Here is a 17,563-nt window from a genome sequence, read left to right on the forward strand (position 1 = left end):
CGAGGCGAACAAGACCACCAAGACCATGCGCGGCCTGTCCGACGCCGCCAACCGCATCGGCGAGGTCGTCGGCCTGATCCAGGACATCGCCGAGCAGACCAATCTCCTGGCGCTCAACGCGACCATCGAGGCGGCCCGCGCCGGCGAGGCCGGGCGCGGCTTTGCGGTCGTCGCCAGCGAGGTCAAGGCGCTGGCCACCCAGACGGCCAAGGCGACCGAGGAAATCTCCACGCAGGTCAAGGAGATCCAAGGCACCGCCGGGGCCGCGGCGGAGGCCATCACCACCGTTGGCGGCGTCATCGAGGAGATGTCGCGGATCGCCGAGCTGGTCGCCAGCGCGGTCGAGGAGCAGCACGCGGTGATCGGCCAGATCACCGAGAATGTCGAGCGCGCCGCGAACCGCTCGCGCAGCGGGGTTGAAAACATAACCGAAGTGAACAACGCAGCCGAAGACACCGGCGATACCGCCGAGCATGTGAGCAAACTGGCGGAAGCCCTCGCCGAGCAGGCAATTGCTCTGCGCGCAAATGTGGACGAATTCCTGGGCGAGGTGCGGGTCGTCTGAGCGCGGCCGAAACTCCTGACCGGATATGGAAGCGGTTCGGGTGGTTTTGTCAGAGGAAAGCGACCCAGTCTACGAAGGCGGGGGATCTCCCACGATCAAGCCACAAGTTGGCGCCACTCGGTGAGAGCGGCGGCACGGTTCTCCTTGAAGTTTTCTCGATTGTAGAGATGCCGTTCCTGATTGAAATGGTTGTGGATTGAAGAGTGGATCGAGGCGAATTTCCGCAGCGATTTCGCGCTCCTGAATTTCGCCATTGCGCGCTCTCGTCGCCGGAACGGCTGATGTGAATTTTCGGCCCGATTGTTCAGCCCGCGGCCGGTCGCTTGGCGCGCCTCGTTGCCGACCTCCTTCATGGCTGCCCGGTATGAGCGAAACCGGTCCGTCACCATCGCCCTTGGACGACCATATCGCTTCATGGCTCTCCTCGGAAATTTGAGTGCAGCCCCGCGATCTCGCTTCTTTGTGACAAACGCCTCAAGGACTTTTCCTGCATGATCGACGGCCCTCCAGAGGTCGTGGATTTCACCGTCGATCCGAACGAAAACCTCATCCGGATGCCAGCACCACTGCGGCATGCGCCGCATCGACGCCGACCGCTTCTTTTTGATCTCGGCCGCAAACATCGGTCCGAACCGGTTCCACCAGGCCCGTATCGTTTCATGGCCGATGTCGATGCCGCGTTCATGGAGCAGATCTTCGACCTGCCGCAACGACAGGGGGAAAGCGGACATAAATCATCACCGCGAGGCGGATGATCTCAGGCGAAGTCTTGAAATAGCGGAATGGATTTGTCATCCCCAGACGCTACGCAAACCGCCCCACCGCCTCAAGCCAGTTTCCTTTGACACAGCCCGGCCGACCGCGTGGAGCGGGATATCATGCCCCGTTCCTTTCGCTTCCCAGTGGATGATCCTTATGCCCGCTTGCCCTCGCCCCGCGCTTCCTTCCGGTCCCCACTCCAGCGCCATCACGGCGGATGGCTGCGCCATGGTCGATCCTTTTCTCAGATCTTGACCGAACGCAGGCGCAGCGCGTTGCTGACCACCGACACCGACGACGCGCTCATCGCGAACGCGGCGATGATCGGCCCCACCAGAATGCCGAGGAACGGGTAAAGGATTCCGGCCGCGATCGGCACGCCGGCGGCGTTGTAGATCAGCGCGAAGAACAGGTTCTGCTTGATGTTGCGCATGGTCGCGCGGCTCAGCTTGCGCGCGCGAACGATGCCGTCGAGATTGCCCTTCACCAGCGTCAAGCCGGCGCTCTCGATCGCCACGTCGGCGCCGGTGCCCATGGCGATGCCGACATCGGCCTGGGCCAGCGCCGGGGCGTCGTTGACGCCATCGCCGGCCATCGCGACCTTGCGGCCCTGCTCCTGCAACTCCTTGATGATGCGGACCTTGTCCTCGGGCAGCACGTCGGCGCGGATCTCGTCGATGCCGAGCCTTCCAGCCACCGCCTTCGCCGTGCGCTCATTGTCGCCGGTCGCCATGACGATGCGGAAGCCCAGCTTGTGCAGTGCCTTCAGCGCCGCGGGCGTCGTCTCCTTCACCGGATCGGCGACGCTGACCAGGCCGGCGATCTTGCCCTCGAGCACCACGAACATCACCGTCTCGCCCTGGTCGCGGCGGGCGTCGGCGGTCTTGTCCAGCGGACCGCCGTCAAGCCCGAGATCGACGATCAGCTTGGCGTTGCCCAGCGCCACCGACTTGCCGTCGACAACGCCTTTCACGCCCTTGCCGGTCACCGCCTCGAAATCCTCCGCATTCGCAAGTTTCACGCCACGCTCCTCGGCCCCGGCGACGATCGCCTCGGCCAGGGGATGCTCCGAGCCTCGTTCCAGGCTGGCGGCGAGGCGCAGCACCTCGTCCTCCTCATGCCCCGCCTCGGGCAGCACCGCGACCAGTTTCGGCTTGCCGACCGTCAGGGTGCCGGTCTTGTCCATGATCAGCGTGTCGACCTTGGCGAAACGCTCCAGCGCCTCGGCGTTCTTGATCAGCACGCCCGCCTGGGCGCCGCGCCCGGTGGCGGTCATGATCGACATCGGGGTTGCGAGGCCCAGGGCGCAGGGGCAGGCGATGATCAGCACCGCCACCGCCGAGACCAGCGCATAGGCGTAAGCCGGATCAGGCCCCCAAATCGACCAGGCGATGAAGGAGAGGATGGCGACGGCGATGACCGCCGGCACGAACTTGCCGGCCACCATGTCGGCGAATTTCTGGATCGGCGCGCGCGAGCGCTGGGCGTTGGCGACCATCTCGACGATCTGCGCCAGTGTCGTGTCGGCGCCGACGCGCTTGGCCTCCATGACGAAAGACCCCGTGCCGTTGATCGTGGCGCCGGTCACCGGGTCGCCGGCGACCTTCTCCACCGGTATCGGCTCGCCCGAGAGCATCGACTCGTCGATCGACGAGCGGCCCTCGACCAATTCGCCGTCCACCGGCACCTTGTCGCCCGGCCGCACCCGCAGCCGGTCGCCGACCTTGACCTCCTCGAGGGGAATCTCCTCCTCGGTTCCGTTCGGGCGGATCACCCGCGCGGTCTTGGCGGCCAGATCGAGCAGGGCGCGGATCGCCGAGCCGGTGCGCTCGCGCGCGGTGAGCTCCATCACCTGACCCAGCAGCACCAGGGTGACGATCACCGCCGCGGCTTCGAAATAGACCCCGACATTGCCTTCTGCGTCGCGGAACCCGGCCGGGAAGATCTGCGGCGCCAGCACCGCCACGACGCTGAAGATAAAGGCCGCGCCGACGCCCATGCCGATCAGGCTGAACATGTTGAGGTTCATGGTGCGGAACGATCTGTAGCCGCGCACGAAGAACGGCCAGCCGGCCCACAGGATCACCGGTGCGCTGATCGCGAGTTCGATCCACAGCGAGGTCGCCTCGCCGAAGAACTCGCGGATCTGGGCGTAACCGAGATAGGGCGGCATGGTCAGCACCAGCAGCGGCACCGTCAGCGCCACGGCGACCCAGAACCGGCGCCTGAAGTCCACAAGCTCCGGGTTCGGACCTTCCTCGCCGGTCGGCACGCCCTTGGGCTCCAGCGCCATGCCGCAGATCGGGCATTCGCCGGGGCCGACCTGCTCGATCTCGGGGTGCATCGGACAGGTATAGACCGTGCCCTTCGGCATCGGCTCGGGTACCGGGCGATCCCCAAGGTATTTCTCCGGCTCGGCCTCGAACTTCTCCCGGCAGCGGGCGGAGCAGAAATAGAACCGTTCCCCGGCATGCTTCGTCATGTGCCGGGCGCTCGCCCGGTTCACCGTCATGCCGCAGACGAGGTCCTCGGCCTCGATATAGTCGCCGGGCGCCGCGGCGAACTTCTCGCGGCAACCCTTCGAGCAGAAGTGATACAGATGCCCGTCATGCTCATGCGTCGGCTTGCCCGCGTTCGGGTCGACGGTCATGCCGCAGACGGGGTCGCGAATGACGGTTTGAGCCGTTGAGGCCGCGGCGGCGTGGTGCTCGTGGGCAGACATCGGTTCGTTCCTCTCAATTCGAAAACTCACCGGCAGAGGCCCGATGTTCGCCCGGGCCTGGCGCACACAGCGATATGCGCCTTCCATTAACTGGAAGGTCAACGGTTGGGGGGCGAGATTCTCGGACGCCGAAAGAGACAGATTGTCGCACTTGACCTTCCAGCGGCGGCAAACCCCAAATTATCGCCAGTCACGCGTCAAGTAGGACCGAGCAATGAACATCAAGGACGTTGCGGATATCAGCCGGCTTCCGGCCAAGACGATTCGATACTACGAGGATATCGGGCTTGTCAGGCCGGAGCGGGCGCAAAACGGCTACCGGCGTTTTGCGCCGCGCGACCTGCACACGCTGGCATTCATCGGCCGTGCGCGCGGCCTCGGCTTTACCGTCGAGGACTGCCGGACGCTGCTCTCGCTCTACGATGACAAGCAGCGCGCGAGCGCCGAGGTCAGGCGCATCGCGCGGGACCATCTTCTCCGCGTGGAGACCAAGATCGCCGAGCTTGAGTCCATCCGGCGGACACTGCGCGAACTGGTGGAGTCGTGCCGCGGCGACCATCGCCCGGATTGCCCGATCCTCGATGACCTCGCAGGTGGACACGACGTCCGCAATTCGCAGGGGTGACCGCAAACTCCACGCGAACGGCCGGCTCCGTCCGGCCGCTCCAGCCCGAACCGAGGTGCGCTGCCGATTTCGACGGCGTCTCTGTCGCATGGACGCCTGAACCCGACTGCCCATGATCGACCGATCGGGCTCTTGTTCGCCCGAACGGGGAATTGGGCCGACGCTCTCGCATGGATCAGCCTTCGTTTCGCCGTCCTCTCGGACGAAGCGCCGCTCGCCCATTCGCAAACCATTCGGGATCCCTCAGGAAAGCGTCGCGGCAAGTGATCGAGCAGAAAAAGTATCCCCAACCGCGGTGATCAACCATGGCTGTGGGCTCGGCCAGATCGGTGGTTTTGCCACACACCGGGTCGCGCACCTCCGGACTCCGCAAAGCCTTCGACCGCGCATTCGATCAGTCGCCCGTGCAGGTCCTCCGCGCGCGCCCAGGCGACCGCGTCCTTCTGGTTGATCTCCATCATCTCCGGGAGATAGCCGGTGGTCGAGCCGATCTTCATGCCCAGCCGGCCGCATTCCTCGACGGCCTCCAGGGTGCCGGGGATGAGGGTCGAATATTCGGACAGACATGCATCTGCCGCGCCGAAACGGCAAACCAGGGTCCGCCAACTGTGAGAGATCCGGGTTAGAATTCGATATCGAGATGATCATCGTGATCATGGTGACCGGGAAGCTCGGGCGGCGGCGGGCCTGGCAGTTCGGCCACCATGGCTTCGGTCATGATGAGGAGGCTCGCCACCGAAGCCGCGCCCTGAAGCGCCGAGCGCACGACCTTGGTGGCGTCAATAATGCCAAGGGCTATCAGATCCCCGTACTCGCCCGATTGGGCATCGTAGCCGTAGGCATAATGGTTGCTCTCGAGGATCTTGCCCACAACGACAGAGCCGTCCGCTCCGGCATTGATCGCGATCTGCCGCGCTGGCCAGGTGATTGCGTCCCTGACAATCTCGATGCCGGCATTTTGATCGTCATTGTCGGTCCGGAGATTGCCGACAATCTTGCTGGCCCGCAGCAAGGCGACCCCGCCACCCGGCAGTATGCCCTCTTCGACCGCGGCTCGGGTGGCGTACATCGCGTTGCGGATGCGATCCTTCTTCTCCCTAACCTCGATTTCGGTGGCGCCACCGACGCGGATCACGGCGATGCCGCCGGAGAGCCTCGCAAGCCGCTCCTGGAGCTTCTCACGGTCGTAGTCGCTGGTTGTTTCCTGAAGCCGGGCCCTTATCTCGGCGATGCGGGCCTTTATGTTCGCCCTCTTGCCGCCGTCCTCGACGAGGGTGGTGTTTTGCTTGTCGATCGTCACTTTCTTTGCGAGTCCGAGGACATCGAGGGACAAATTCTCGAGCTTGAGGCCGAGATCCTCCGAGATCACCGTTCCCCCCGTCATCAACCCGATATCCTGCATGATCGCCTTGCGGAGGTCGCCGTAAGCCGGGGCCTTGACGGCGGCGACCTTGAGACTGCCGCGCAACTTGTTGACCACCAGCGCGGCCGTGACCTCGCCCCCGAAATCGTCCGCGATGATAAGCAACGGCTGGCCGGCCCGAACAACCTTCTCCAAGAGCGGCAGCAATTCGTCGAGGCTCGAAAGCTTCTTCTCGCTGATCAGCACGTAGGCATTTTCCATCTCCACCAGCCGCCTGTTCCGGTTGGTGACGAAATGGGGGGAGATGTAACCGCGGTCGAACTGAATGCCCTCGACGATGTCAAGAAGGGTATTAAGCGATGTCCCCTCCTCGATCATGATCACCCCGTCATTGCCGACCTTCTGCATGGCGTCGGCAATGTAGCCTGCTATCTCCGTGTCGCCGTTGGCCGAGATGGTGCCAACTTGTGCGATCTCCACATTCGAGGTGACTTTGCGGGCGTTCTTCTTGAGCTGCGCGACGACGGCTTCGACCGCGCGATTGATGCCGCGCTTCAAGTCCATGGGGTTCATGCCGGCGGCCACGGCCTTGGCGCCGTTCCTAACGATCGCGTGAGCAAGCACGACCGCGGTGGTTGTGCCGTCGCCAGCCTGATAGGAGGTCTTTGCGGCGACCTCCCGCACCAGAAGGACTCCCATATTCTCGAAACGGTTGCCGAGTTCGATCTCTCTGACGACGGTCACCCCGTCCTTGGTGATCTTCGCCCCGAAGGACCGATCGACCGCGACGTTCCGCCCCCTGGGTCCAAGCGTGACTCTTACCGCATGCGCGAGTGTCTCGATGCCGCGCAGCATTCTGTCGCGCGCCTCGAACGAGAATTTGATTTCCTTGGCTTGCACGACTTTCCTCCCTGGCACCTGTTAGCGCTGTTTGCGACGACGCGATTGGCGCCGACACGGCGTTACCCGGCCGCGTCGGCAAGATTGTCCCGTGGCAGACCGAACCGCATCCACATGTCGACCCGTGCGATCATTGCTGCAACGTGCCGATCGATCATTGAGGCTCTCATGGCAGGGTGGGGGTGCAATGCCTAGCCGCTCGGTTCCTCTTCACCACGGCTGGGTCATTGACGTGCTCCCCGCGCGGTCCCCGGCCAGACGCGCGAAGCCGGGCGGCGGGGCTCATCGTGATGCGAACTGATCCATACACCTGGAAATTCGTCCCATCCACGAATCGCGCCAGAGCTACCCTCATCCGCCCGATTCCGCCATAATAGTACGCAAAGTATCTGCAATGTCATTACTTGGCGTGTTAAAGTCTAACCCTTGCACGAAGTCGCCCTGAGGATTCATAATGTAAATGTAAGTACTATGATCGACGAGATAGGCTTCGCTGTTAGCGCCGGTCTTGTGCTTGAAACTGTAGGCGCCATATTCCTGCGACACGGCGGCGATCTGCTCCGGCGTGCCGGTGAGTCCGACGATGCGCGGATCGAATGCCTCGGTGTATTGCCCCATCACCTCAGGCGTATCGCGTTCAGGATCGACGGTGATGAAGATCGGCTGCACCTTTGCGGCGTCCGGACCGAGTTCCGTAAGCGCGCCGGCAAATTCGCCCAGCGTCATCGGACAGGCGTCGGGACAAAAAGTGTAACCGAAGAAAACCAGAAGCCATTTGCCGCGATAGGTCTCGTCGGTCACCGTCGTTCCGTCCGGGGCCGTGAGCGTGAAGGGTCCGCCGACCGTCACCGGCGTCGCGGCATGCGTGGGCAGCTTGCTTATGATGAGCGCGGCCGCCAACACCATTCCGGTGAGCGTCATGAGGCCCAAAATCGAAGCGCGAAGAGGTTTTCTCCGTCGATACATCGCATGCCTCCGCAGCCGCGAGCAACCGTCCCCGGGTGTTTGGCAGCGGCAGATTAGGGCGGTTCGGTGGCGCCGACAAGCTAGGCCTGAACGGCCCCCTGGCCGCTTGAAACGCCCGCCGGTTACCGGCCGCGCATGCGACCAGCCCCGCCGGGATCACTCTAACGCCTGGTCTTATCCCACGGGCGGCCCAATTTTATCCCACGGCGTCATTTTGCGCTTGATTCTAGAGATATTCTAATTAAAGTTAATAAAAAATTTCAAGTGTGACCGAAGAGGAAATGGCGTGAGGGAGTATCTCATTCTGTCCGGACTGCTCGTCATCGGCGCGATGGCGCTAACCCAAGCTCCCGCTCAAGCCTATGAAGTGAGCTCAGTCACGGGAGGCGGCTCCATCGAAGGTGTCGTCGTCTATCGCGGCACGGTTCCAACGAAAAAGATCATCCCGACCAAGGATGTCGAGGTGTGCGGACAGCCCCGCGAGGAGCCGCTGGTCAGGGTCGGGAGCGGCCAGTCGGTCGAGAGCGCGGTAGTGTATCTGGTCAAGGTGGACTCCGGCAAGGAATGGCCGACGGCCGGCCAGACGCCCGTCCTGGACAACATCAAATGCCGCTTCGAGCCCGAGGTTCAGGTCGTTCCCGCCGGTCCGCTGGAGGTCGTCAACTCAGACCCGGTGCTGCACAACACGCACGGCTATTACGGCAGGCGCACCGTCTTCAACCTGGCCTTGCCGAACCAGGGACAGCGAATCCCGACCGAATTGCCGCGCACCGGCACGGTCCGCGTCGATTGCGACGCGCATGGCTGGATGGAAGGCTGGATTTACGTCGTGGATAACCCCTACTACGCCGTCACCGGACCTGACGGCAAATTCAGCATAACCGACGTCCCGCCGGGCGATTACACGCTCGTGGCGGTGCAACCCTTCACCGGGCCGGTCGAAATGCCCGTGACCATAAAGGGCGGCCAGCCCACCAATTTAGAGATCGAACTGAAAAAGCAGTAAAACGCAAGAATGACTGAAGTATAAGGAAGAGTAAAGCGGAGAATAAATAAGAAAATAATGACGCGGACACGTTGCTGCGTTTACCTATGTCGTGACCAATGCTTTTTGAGCGGTCTTAAGGGAGGAGGAAATGCCATGTCTGATGAGCTTGACCGCGAACGTCGGAAAATGCACGCGGTACTGCAAAAGCCCGGAGTGCGCCCCGACGACTCGCTCCAAATCACTCGTCGTACCTTAATTCACAAATCGCTTTTGTTCGGCGCCGCCACAGTAGGGCAGACCTTCGCATGGTGGCCGCTGCTCAACACGATCGATGTCGCCAACGCCGCCGAGGCGCCCTTCAAGTTCGCCTGGATTTCGGACACGCATCTTTATCCGAGGTCGCTCAACACGCGTTTCGTCGACAAGGTCGTGCGCGCGGCGAAAGATGTCCAGGCCATGGATCCGCCAGCCGACTTCCTGATCTTCGGCGGCGACTTGGCTCAGCTCGGAACAGTCGAGGAACTGGAGCTGGGTGTCGACCTGCTTAAGGATATCACGATCCCGAAGCACTACATACCGGGCGAACACGACTGGTATCTCGACATGGGTAAGAAGTGGGGCGAGCTATTTGGCGATCCCACCTGGACGTTCGACCATAAGGGCGTGCGCTTCATCGGGCTCGACACGGTGAGCCGCGGACCGGACTATTGGACGGCGAAGAACATGACGCCAGAGGAGCGGATGGGTCATATGGCGACCCTCGACGGCACCGTTGCCGGGGCGTGGGCCGGCGTGGGCCGCGACCAGCTTGACTGGCTGGAGAAGACGCTCTCCAGCTGGGATGCGGCGAGCCCCATCATCATCTTCACCCACAATCCGCTTTACGAATACTATCCGCCCTGGAACTTCTGGGTTCGTGACTGGCGTGACGTGAATGAGGTTCTGAAGCCATATACCAAGGTCACCAACATCCACGGTCACGTGCACCAGGTGCTGTATAACGAGATCGGCACCCTGCGCTCGATCGGCATGCTGGCGACCTCTTGGCCGTGGCCCTACGCGCCGGAGGGCGTGCCGAAGCTCACCAAGCCGATGATCCGCGTTGACCCCGGCGATCACTTCGATGGTGTCGGCTGGGGCAAGATCGATGTGGCGGCCAATGACCGGGTCGAGGCCGAATACATCATGTGGGGCCGCAAGGAGGTCTTCGTTCAGTCCGAAGCGGACTACGCCAAGAGCATCGAGGAGACCCTGAGGCCGCGGATCGCCGACAATATGTGGCCATTCTAGAAGGAGGGATGACTATGACAACCAAATCGACATTCCTCTGCTTTCTGCGGCCTGCCGCCATCGCCGGAGCCTTCGCGGCCGCGGCCCTCGTCGGGCCGGCCAGTGCCCACAAGGATCCCGTGACACCGCAGCAGTTGAAAAACTATCAAGAGGCGTTCATGGACGAGGTCAAAAAAGGAGATCTTCTGTTCCATGGCGATGCAGCGATCGCGCAGGAGCTGGGCGTTACCCTCTCCACCACGGGGTGGGCTTGCGCCATGTGTCATCCGATGGCCGCGGACACCCACCCGCACTCGTACCCGAAGTTCCAGGCGCAGATTGGTAAATTCGCGACGCTGCGGGACATGATCAACTGGTGCATCGAGAAGCCGAACCAGGGAGAGAAGATCGATCCTGAGTCGGCCGCGATGAAGGCCCTGGAAGCCTACATCACCTGGTCGAACGCCGGTTCGGTGCTCGTGCCAGGCAAGTATTAGGTTTCTTCGATGGCCGGCGGGACGCCGGCTTACATAGCAGTGTGCCCCCGGGGCCCGCATCGGCCCGACATCGGGATCGTTCCCGATGTCGGGCGGTCGGAGGTTCGATCAAATAGGTTGGCGCGGCGCGAGACCGCGCGATCGAGGGAGGAGGCGGGCCATGGCAGAGACGGGCGTGGTGCTGCGTGGTAAGTTTGCCGATGTCGACTTGGATGAGCTGGTCGACTGGCCGGTTGTACGGATCTGGCTTTATTGGGGCATGTTTTGGCTGATAGTGACGCCATCGGTCGGCGTCGCCATTTCCGGCCTGTTCAACTATCCGGAGTATCTGGGGACCGGGAATCTGGAGCTGACGTTTGGCCGGCTGCGGCCGATCCATGTCAACGGCGTCATCTTTGGCGCCTTTTCGGCGCTCTTCATCGGCGAATGCTATTATTTGGTGCCGCGTCTTTGCGGGGTGCGGGTCCCGTGGCCCCAACTGGGCGTGCCGCTGGCCTGGGTCTGGAACTTAGTGCTGGCGGCGGCTCTGATCTCGCTCGCCTTCGGTGAAAATCACGGACTGGAAGCCGGCGAGTTGCCGCTCTTTGCCGAAATTCCCATCTTCGCCGTCGTGGCTATCGCCACCGTGCAATTCCTGATCACCATAGCCCAGCGTCTGGAACCTCCGCTTTACGTTGCGCTGTGGTACCTGATCGGGGCGTTCATTTGGACGACCATGAACCTCGTGCTCGGCAGCTTCATCCTGCCCTACACGATCTCGGGCATCAACAGCGCCGCCTTCCATGGCCTCTACATACACTACATCGTCGGGCTGTGGCTTACCCCGGCGGGCTATGTGCTGATCTACTATTACCTGCCGGTGAGCGCGCGCAATCCGCTTTTCGCCCACAAGCTGTCGCTCGTCGGCTTCTGGTCACTGGCGCTGTTCTATCCCTTTGTCGGCATCCATCACTACCTCTACAGCCCGATCGCCGACTGGGCCGAGACGATTGCGATCGTCACCTCCATGCTGCTAATCATTCCGGTGTGGACGGTTCTGGTGAACTTCTTCGGCACCATGATGGGCAAGTGGCACGAGTTCGGCAGGAACTTGCCGGCGAAGTTCCTGATCATGGGCTCGATCATGTATCTCTTCGGCTGCTTCCAGGGCTCGACCGAGGCGCTGCGTCAGGTCCAGCAGCCGACCCATTTCACCGACTTCGTCATCTCGCATTCGCACCTCACCGTGTTCGGGACCTTCGTGGTCTGGGCGATCGGCGGCCTCGTCTATACGTGGCCGAGGGTGTGGGGACGCGAGCTTTGGTCGTTCCGCATGGGCAATTGGTCCTTCTGGCTGATCACCGCCGGTATTTCCACCATGGGCCTGGTGCTCACCGCCGGCGGCCTGAACCAAGGCTTCCAGTGGATGAACGGGGTCGAATGGGTCGACTCCATCTTGCACATGAAGCCCTACTGGTTCGTGCGCACCCTGTCGGGGATCAGCATGGACATCGGCATGTCGCTGCTGGTCATCAATTTGATGATGACGGCGCTCGCGCGGCCGGCGGAGGGCAGCGAGCCCGTCGGGGCGCGCGGCGCGAGCCCGGCGCCTGAGGGCGGGGCAGCCCGATGAGCGCGCGTTTTGTCGCCCTGGTGGCGGGCGTGGGCTTCTTCTTCCTCGCGGTGTTCACCCAAGGCATCCTGCCCTTCGTCGAACCTTCGGCGCGCACCACCAAAGTGACCAAGGTTGTCCGCACCGATTTCGGCCAGCTCAAATGGCTGGTATCGGAGGCCACCGACTACACACCGCTGCAAAAGCTTGGCCGCGACATCTATTTGCGCGAAGGCTGCTGGTACTGCCATTCCCAATACGTGCGCCCGGTGACCGGCGAGACCCGCCGCTGGGGGCCGGTGACGGAGTCCGGCGAATTTGCTTACGACGTGCCGCATCTGTTCGGGACGCGACGCATCGGTCCGGACCTGATGCGGGTCGGGCTCAAATACGGCGACGAGTGGCATCTCGCCCATTTCTGGGATCCGCGGATGCTCTCGCCGGATTCAGTGATGGCGCCCTATCGCGGAATGTTCGAAGAGCCCGCCGCGCCGGTGCAGGTCGTCGACGACGACGCAGGCAACCGCACCTTGGAAAGAACGCCGGTCACCGAACGGCTGTTCAATTTTGCCAGCGAACAGCGGATCGCGCTGACGCCGAACGCCGACGGGCTCCTGTTCGTGCCGATGGAGGCGCGCGAAAAGGCACCGGTCATCCTGACGCCGAATGACGAATACGAAGGCGATACGGTCAGAATTGCAGCCGAGACGGAAGAGCTGCAGGCTCTCGTCGCCTATGTTCAGAAGCTCGGCATGAACCGCGGCAAGTGGCGCGACCTGTTCGAACCGCAGCAATTGGAGGTCATCGATGTCACGCTGCCGCGTTCGGAGGAATGGATTGCCTACGGCAAGGAAGTCTACGAGCGGCGCTGCCTCGGCTGCCATGGCGTCAGCGGCAACGGCAATGGGCCAGCTGCCACCTTTATGTACAAGCAGCGCCCGCGCGACTTCACGGCGGCGGTCTTCAAGTTCAGGCTGACCCGGCAGCCGCTGCCGACCGACGGTGATCTGTTGCGCACGATCACGCGCGGGGTGCGCGGTACGGCGATGCCGGCGTGGCACGAATTGCCGATCAATGATCGGCTGGCGGTCATTCAGTATATCAAGTACGAGCTGGCGGTCGACCGGTCGTCTCCATCGAACCCCTATGCGTTCTTCATCGAGGAGCCGCCGGGCGCTCCCTTGCTTATCACAAAGCCGCCGGCTCCTTCCGAACAGCTCCTCGCGCGCGGCAAGGAAGTCTGGCAAGTCGCTAAGTGTTGGGAGTGCCATGGCGACACCGGCAAGGGCGATGGCGAGAAAGCGCCCGGGCTGAAGGATGATCTCGGCTTCCCGATTCCGCCCGCGGATCTCACCAGCGGCCAGTTCAAGTCTGGGCCGGCGGTTGAAGACATCTTCCGGACCATGTCGACCGGGTTGAGCGGCACGCCCATGCCGTCTTTCCAGGATTCACTGCCAGAGGAGGACCGCTGGGCGCTATCCTACTACGTTCTCGCGCTGTCCGCTTACAAAGACCCCCTGACGCTCGAGCCGCTGACCCTATCGAACGCGGATCGCTCGGCACTCAACGACCTCGAGCTTGACGCGCCTACCCCGGAGAAGGCCTATGCTCCAGGCGGGGGCATGACGGTCGGCCATGGCGAAGAAGGGCAAGAGCCCGGCGGGGGACGCCTCGCCCAAGGAGAATGACGATGTTCGGTTTCGAAGTCACCGGCCCCTATGTCGGCGCTCTGATGATGAGCCTTGGCGCGTTGTGCCTCTTCATCTGGGGCGTGCTCTCCGGCGCCATGAGCAATGCCGATGAGGTGTCTATGAGGTTCTACGAGAGGGAAATGGAAAATGAGCGACAGGCAGAGCGGCGATCCCGCGAGCGCGAAGCAGCCTAATTCGGCGGCGGCCGAGAGCTCGCACGAGGAAATGGAGGAGTATGCCGGTGGCTATATAGAGGCGCATCACGGATACATTCCGGTGTGGCTGCTGGTCGTCTACATCGTCCTTTTCGCCTGGGCGCTCTACTACGGTTACCAATATTGGGGCGGCGTGGGGCCAGGACGGATTTGACGATCGCCGCTCGTTGCAAGTCGCGAACTGAAAAGTCCAAGGAGTGGAGCGGGAAATGTTGGCAGCCAGGATCGTCTTAGCCATAGCGGCGCTGAACTTGCTCTTCCTGTTCACCGAGCTGTCGCTCAACGTGGCCAAAACCTATTTCTGATCCGGAGGAGAGCATGCTTGCCAATACAGTCTTCTCGTTCTCCGATGCGAGCATTATGCAAGTTATAGCCTTCGTCGGCGGCGCGGTATTTCACATCGGCTTCTTCATCTGGGTGGCTTACTTCGTCTGGAAGTAGGGTAGCGGGGCCCGATGCCTTCCCGGTGTGTTGGTATGTTAGGGTCCGGGCGGCGACAGGAGAGAAGCTGCCATGACTCACTATTTGGTCCTCTTCGCGGCGGGCTTCGCCGGCAGCTTCCATTGCATCGGCATGTGCGGCGGTTTCGCCTGCGCGCTGGGCCGTGACCGGCATGGACCCAGCGCCACGATCGTACGCCACCTTCTTTATAACAGCGGCCGGTTGACCACCTACTGCTTCCTGGGCGGGCTGGCCGGGGCATTGGGGCAGGTGATCTGCACCACGGAGGGCGTGTCGACGGCCCCGCTCCTGGGGGGCTCCCTCGATGCCGCCCAGCGCATCCTGGCGATCGTCGCCGGGCTACTCATGGTCACGATGGCGCTGCAGTTCTTCGGCCTGCTGCAGGGGCTGCATCGGGTCACGGTCGGCCTCGGCGGAAGCATTTTTGCCGGCTCGCTGCGCTACCTGCTCACGGCGCCGGGTCCCGCGGCTCCGCTTGCCTTCGGCGTCTTCAACGGCTTCCTGCCTTGCCCTCTTGTCTATGCCTTCGTGGCTCAGGCAGCCAGCACCGCCGGCGCGCTTCCCGGTTTCCTCACCATGGCGGCGTTCGGGCTCGGGACCTTTCCGGCAATGCTCATGATGGGCGGCGTCGGGCGGGCGCTCGGACCTGTCTGGCGGCAACGCGGCGTGTGGGTTGCCGGCAGCTTTATTCTGCTACTCGGCCTGATCACCCTCGGGCGCGGCGTCCTTCCCGTCGGCATGCTGCATGGAGACCATCTCATATGACGGTACAGGCAGAGGCCTTGTGCAGCCATTGCCTGCTGCCGGTCGGGCGGCGCGCCATGCGGCGCACGCTGAACGGCGAGGATTGCGCCTTCTGTTGCTACGGCTGCTGCATCGCTTTTCAGGTGAAGCACGGCAGGAGCGAGGAATCGGAAGCAGCCTGGCTGCTGATCCGCCTCGGGGTCGGCGCGTTTCTGTCCATGAACATCATGCTCTTCAGCCTGCTGCTCTACACGGACACGTTCACCGGCGTCGATGCCCATATGCTGCCGTGGATTCACCTCCTGCTTTGGATATTCGCCACCCCGGCGGTCGTGATTCTCGGAGGCCCGTTTTTGCGCGAGACTCTGCACCATGGTCTTGCGGGGCGTCTGACATCCTCTGCGCTCATCGTTATCGGTGTGGGTGCCGCCTACCTCTACTCCGCTGTTGCCGTCATTGAGGGCGGCGCGCATGTCTATTTCGACACCGCGGCGATGGTGCTGATGCTGTTTACGGTTGGCCGCTATCTCGAAGCTTCCGGGCGCGCCCGGGCCGCGCGCGACCTCGAACCTCTCCTGGAGGCGGAAAGCGAAATCGCGACCGTGGTCGATGACGGCGTGGAAACGCGTTGCCCGGTGCGGCAGGTCACCGCCGGCGCGCTGGTGCGGGTCCGGCCCGGGGAGCGCATACCGATCGATGGTATGGTCATCGAGGGCGTTTCCCACGCCGACGAGGCGGTGATCACCGGCGAGAGCCGGCTGATCCCGAAGAGTGCCGGCGCGTCCGTGATTGCCGGCAGCATCAATCTCGACGGCCCGTTGCTGATCCGAAGCAGCGGCGCCGGCACTGCGACACGGTGGGCACAGATTTGTCGCTCCGTTCGCGAGGCGCTGTCGCGCCGCAGTCCGATCCACCGCATTGCCGACCGCGTGGTTACGGTCTCTGTACCCTTCGTTCTGGCGCTCGGCGGGCTGAGCGTCGCCTATTGGGCAACCTGGTTGCCGTTCGACCGGGCGCTGCTCGTCGGACTCGCGGTGCTGGTGGTGGCCTGTCCGTGCGCGGTGGGGCTGGCGGCGCCGCTCGCGACCTCCATCGGCATCGGCCGGCTGGCGCGCTGCGGCTGCCTGGTCCGCGACCCCGGCGTCATCGAGGCTCTGGCAGGCGTGCGACTGATGGCCTTCGACAAGACGGGAACCCTCACCTCGGGCAGGCCGCACCTCGTCGCCATTGATACCGAGGGCGTCGGACCGGACGCGGTGCTGGCGCGCGCCGCCGGTCTGGAGCGACATTCCGAGCATGGCTTGGCCCGTGCCATCGCCAGGGCCGCGGCGGCGCGCGATCTCGAACCGATAGCGACCAGCGACGTTCGCATCGTGCCCGGCCGCGGCATCTTGGGCAGCGCCGACGGCGAGCCCGTGGCGGCCGGCAACGGCGCCTTGATGAGCGATCTCGGCTGGCCGCTTGCGCCGGCCCTTAAGGAACGTGCGCAGACGCTCGAGACGAGCGGCTATTCGGTCGTTTACGTTGGGTGGGGCGGCCGCGTCCATGCCGTGCTGTCACTCGACGACTCGCCGCTTCCGGAGGCGCGCGCGACGGTCGAAGCGCTCAGAAACCGCGGCCTTGGCATGACACTCATGACCGGCGATCTGGCGCAGGCGGCGCGGCGGATTGCGGCGGCGGTCGGGCTCGGGGAGATTCAGGCAGGCCTTTCGCCGGAGGACAAGCAGGGCGCCCTGGACAGATTCCGCCAGAGCCACGGCCTGGTGGCGATGGTCGGCGACGGCCTCAACGACGGCCCGGTGCTGGCGGCGGCGGATGTAGGCATCGCGGTCGGCTCGGCCACCGATCTCGCCCGCGAGACCGCGGCGCTGGTGCTGCCGCAGGGCGGATTGTGGATGCTGCCCTGGGTCGTCGACGTGGCCCGCGCGGTGCGGGCGACCATCCTTACCAATCTCATGTGGGCCTTCGGCTACAATTTCATCGCCCTGACTGCCGCCGCACTCGGGCTTCTGCAGCCGATCCTCGCGGCGGCCGTCATGGCCGGTTCGAGCTTCCTCGTGGTGGTGAATTCGTTGCGGCTGGAGCGGCTACCCGAAGCCGCACCTCCGGCGGTTCCAGGTTCAGCCCCGGATGCGACAGTCGACAGCCCCCGTCGTGACCTCGGCGTTCCGATCATCGTCGGGCCGCCGATCAAGGAGAGCTGAAC

General features: G+C 63.4%; 17 protein-coding genes. 12 read left to right on the top strand and 5 right to left on the bottom strand.

The genetic code is table 11. The features are described 5' to 3' along the window. Nucleotides 1-565, top strand: a 565-nt coding sequence (locus tag Q8P46_08310; GenBank protein ID MDP2620166.1) for a methyl-accepting chemotaxis protein, incomplete at its 5' end; no start/stop codon positions are given. 95 nt (nucleotides 566-660) lie between these two features. On the opposite strand, the gene Q8P46_08315 is transcribed toward Q8P46_08310, so the two are convergent. Continuing rightward, on the bottom strand, nucleotides 661-1,296 hold the full coding sequence (locus tag Q8P46_08315) for an IS6 family transposase (GenBank protein MDP2620167.1): 636 nt from the start codon (nucleotides 1,294-1,296) through the stop codon (nucleotides 661-663). A 272-nt stretch (nucleotides 1,297-1,568) separates the two neighbouring features. Next, on the bottom strand, nucleotides 1,569-4,046 hold the full coding sequence (locus Q8P46_08320; protein MDP2620168.1) for a heavy metal translocating P-type ATPase: 2,478 nt from the start codon (nucleotides 4,044-4,046) through the stop codon (nucleotides 1,569-1,571). A gap of 214 nt (nucleotides 4,047-4,260) precedes the next feature. On the opposite strand from Q8P46_08320, the gene cueR reads away from it, so the two are divergent. Then, a complete protein-coding gene (gene cueR, locus Q8P46_08325) occupies nucleotides 4,261-4,671 on the top strand; it encodes a Cu(I)-responsive transcriptional regulator (protein ID MDP2620169.1) in 411 nt (136 codons plus the stop codon). Nucleotides 4,672-4,970: 299 nt separating this feature from the next. Here cueR and Q8P46_08330 read toward each other — a convergent pair whose 3' ends face one another. The 3 genes from Q8P46_08330 to Q8P46_08340 form a co-directional block, all read right to left on the bottom strand. After that, on the bottom strand, nucleotides 4,971-5,168 hold the full coding sequence (locus Q8P46_08330) for a hypothetical protein (GenBank protein MDP2620170.1): 198 nt from the start codon (nucleotides 5,166-5,168) through the stop codon (nucleotides 4,971-4,973). 125 nt (nucleotides 5,169-5,293) lie between these two features. After that, nucleotides 5,294-6,934 carry a chaperonin GroEL gene (groL, locus tag Q8P46_08335; protein MDP2620171.1) on the bottom strand — a complete coding sequence of 547 codons (1,641 nt, stop codon included), beginning with the start codon at nucleotides 6,932-6,934 and terminating at the stop codon, nucleotides 5,294-5,296. Nucleotides 6,935-7,285: 351 nt separating this feature from the next. Next, nucleotides 7,286-7,855, bottom strand: coding sequence for an SCO family protein (locus Q8P46_08340; protein ID MDP2620172.1), 570 nt, complete (start codon nucleotides 7,853-7,855; stop codon nucleotides 7,286-7,288). Between the two features lie 331 nt (nucleotides 7,856-8,186). Here Q8P46_08340 and Q8P46_08345 point away from each other — a divergent pair, with 331 nt between their 5' ends. The 10 genes from Q8P46_08345 (at nucleotide 8,187) to Q8P46_08390 (ending at nucleotide 17,561) form a co-directional block, all read left to right on the top strand. Then, nucleotides 8,187-8,906: a carboxypeptidase regulatory-like domain-containing protein gene (locus tag Q8P46_08345; GenBank protein ID MDP2620173.1), complete on the top strand. Its 720-nt coding sequence runs from the start codon at nucleotides 8,187-8,189 to the stop codon at nucleotides 8,904-8,906. 135 nt (nucleotides 8,907-9,041) lie between these two features. Next, nucleotides 9,042-10,178, top strand: coding sequence for a metallophosphoesterase (locus Q8P46_08350; protein ID MDP2620174.1), 1,137 nt, complete (start codon nucleotides 9,042-9,044; stop codon nucleotides 10,176-10,178). A gap of 14 nt (nucleotides 10,179-10,192) precedes the next feature. After that, entirely contained in the window at nucleotides 10,193-10,654 is a 462-nt protein-coding gene (locus Q8P46_08355; protein ID MDP2620175.1) for a hypothetical protein, read from the top strand. 160 nt (nucleotides 10,655-10,814) lie between these two features. Further along, nucleotides 10,815-12,266 (top strand): cbb3-type cytochrome c oxidase subunit I, encoded by a 1,452-nt coding sequence (locus Q8P46_08360; GenBank protein ID MDP2620176.1) that lies wholly within the window; start codon nucleotides 10,815-10,817, stop codon nucleotides 12,264-12,266. Next, nucleotides 12,263-13,933: a cbb3-type cytochrome c oxidase subunit II gene (locus Q8P46_08365; protein ID MDP2620177.1), complete on the top strand. Its 1,671-nt coding sequence runs from the start codon at nucleotides 12,263-12,265 to the stop codon at nucleotides 13,931-13,933. Before Q8P46_08360 ends, Q8P46_08365 begins: the two co-directional genes overlap by 4 nt. A gap of 2 nt (nucleotides 13,934-13,935) precedes the next feature. Then, nucleotides 13,936-14,130: a hypothetical protein gene (locus Q8P46_08370; GenBank protein ID MDP2620178.1), complete on the top strand. Its 195-nt coding sequence runs from the start codon at nucleotides 13,936-13,938 to the stop codon at nucleotides 14,128-14,130. Continuing rightward, nucleotides 14,084-14,305: a hypothetical protein gene (locus tag Q8P46_08375; protein MDP2620179.1), complete on the top strand. Its 222-nt coding sequence runs from the start codon at nucleotides 14,084-14,086 to the stop codon at nucleotides 14,303-14,305. The genes Q8P46_08370 and Q8P46_08375 overlap by 47 nt, the downstream gene beginning before the upstream one ends. A gap of 164 nt (nucleotides 14,306-14,469) precedes the next feature. Next, nucleotides 14,470-14,592, top strand: coding sequence for a hypothetical protein (locus Q8P46_08380; protein MDP2620180.1), 123 nt, complete (start codon nucleotides 14,470-14,472; stop codon nucleotides 14,590-14,592). A 72-nt stretch (nucleotides 14,593-14,664) separates the two neighbouring features. Next, entirely contained in the window at nucleotides 14,665-15,378 is a 714-nt protein-coding gene (locus Q8P46_08385) for a sulfite exporter TauE/SafE family protein (GenBank protein ID MDP2620181.1), read from the top strand. After that, nucleotides 15,375-17,561 (top strand): heavy metal translocating P-type ATPase, encoded by a 2,187-nt coding sequence (locus Q8P46_08390; protein ID MDP2620182.1) that lies wholly within the window; start codon nucleotides 15,375-15,377, stop codon nucleotides 17,559-17,561. Before Q8P46_08385 ends, Q8P46_08390 begins: the two co-directional genes overlap by 4 nt. The last annotated feature ends 2 nt before the right edge of the window (nucleotides 17,562-17,563 follow it).

The sequence above is a fragment of the Hyphomicrobiales bacterium genome (assembly GCA_030688605.1).
Classification (GTDB): Bacteria; Pseudomonadota; Alphaproteobacteria; order Rhizobiales; family NORP267; genus JAUYJB01.

Excerpts from the sequence above, each read along its gene's own strand:
- Q8P46_08315 (MDP2620167.1), bottom strand. The coding sequence starts at position 1,296 with ATGTCCGCTTTCCCCCTGTCGTTGCGGCAGGTCGAAGATCTGCTCCAT.
- Q8P46_08320 (MDP2620168.1), bottom strand. The coding sequence starts at position 4,046 with ATGTCTGCCCACGAGCACCACGCCGCCGCGGCCTCAACGGCTCAAACC.
- cueR (MDP2620169.1), top strand. The coding sequence starts at position 4,261 with ATGAACATCAAGGACGTTGCGGATATCAGCCGGCTTCCGGCCAAGACG.
- Q8P46_08330 (MDP2620170.1), bottom strand. The coding sequence starts at position 5,168 with ATGAAGATCGGCTCGACCACCGGCTATCTCCCGGAGATGATGGAGATC.
- Q8P46_08340 (MDP2620172.1), bottom strand. The coding sequence starts at position 7,855 with ATGACGCTCACCGGAATGGTGTTGGCGGCCGCGCTCATCATAAGCAAG.
- Q8P46_08350 (MDP2620174.1), top strand. The coding sequence starts at position 9,042 with ATGTCTGATGAGCTTGACCGCGAACGTCGGAAAATGCACGCGGTACTG.
- Q8P46_08355 (MDP2620175.1), top strand. The coding sequence starts at position 10,193 with ATGACAACCAAATCGACATTCCTCTGCTTTCTGCGGCCTGCCGCCATC.
- Q8P46_08360 (MDP2620176.1), top strand. The coding sequence starts at position 10,815 with ATGGCAGAGACGGGCGTGGTGCTGCGTGGTAAGTTTGCCGATGTCGAC.
- Q8P46_08365 (MDP2620177.1), top strand. The coding sequence starts at position 12,263 with ATGAGCGCGCGTTTTGTCGCCCTGGTGGCGGGCGTGGGCTTCTTCTTC.
- Q8P46_08370 (MDP2620178.1), top strand. The coding sequence starts at position 13,936 with ATGTTCGGTTTCGAAGTCACCGGCCCCTATGTCGGCGCTCTGATGATG.
- Q8P46_08375 (MDP2620179.1), top strand. The coding sequence starts at position 14,084 with ATGAGCGACAGGCAGAGCGGCGATCCCGCGAGCGCGAAGCAGCCTAAT.
- Q8P46_08380 (MDP2620180.1), top strand. The coding sequence starts at position 14,470 with ATGCTTGCCAATACAGTCTTCTCGTTCTCCGATGCGAGCATTATGCAA.
- Q8P46_08385 (MDP2620181.1), top strand. The coding sequence starts at position 14,665 with ATGACTCACTATTTGGTCCTCTTCGCGGCGGGCTTCGCCGGCAGCTTC.
- Q8P46_08390 (MDP2620182.1), top strand. The coding sequence starts at position 15,375 with ATGACGGTACAGGCAGAGGCCTTGTGCAGCCATTGCCTGCTGCCGGTC.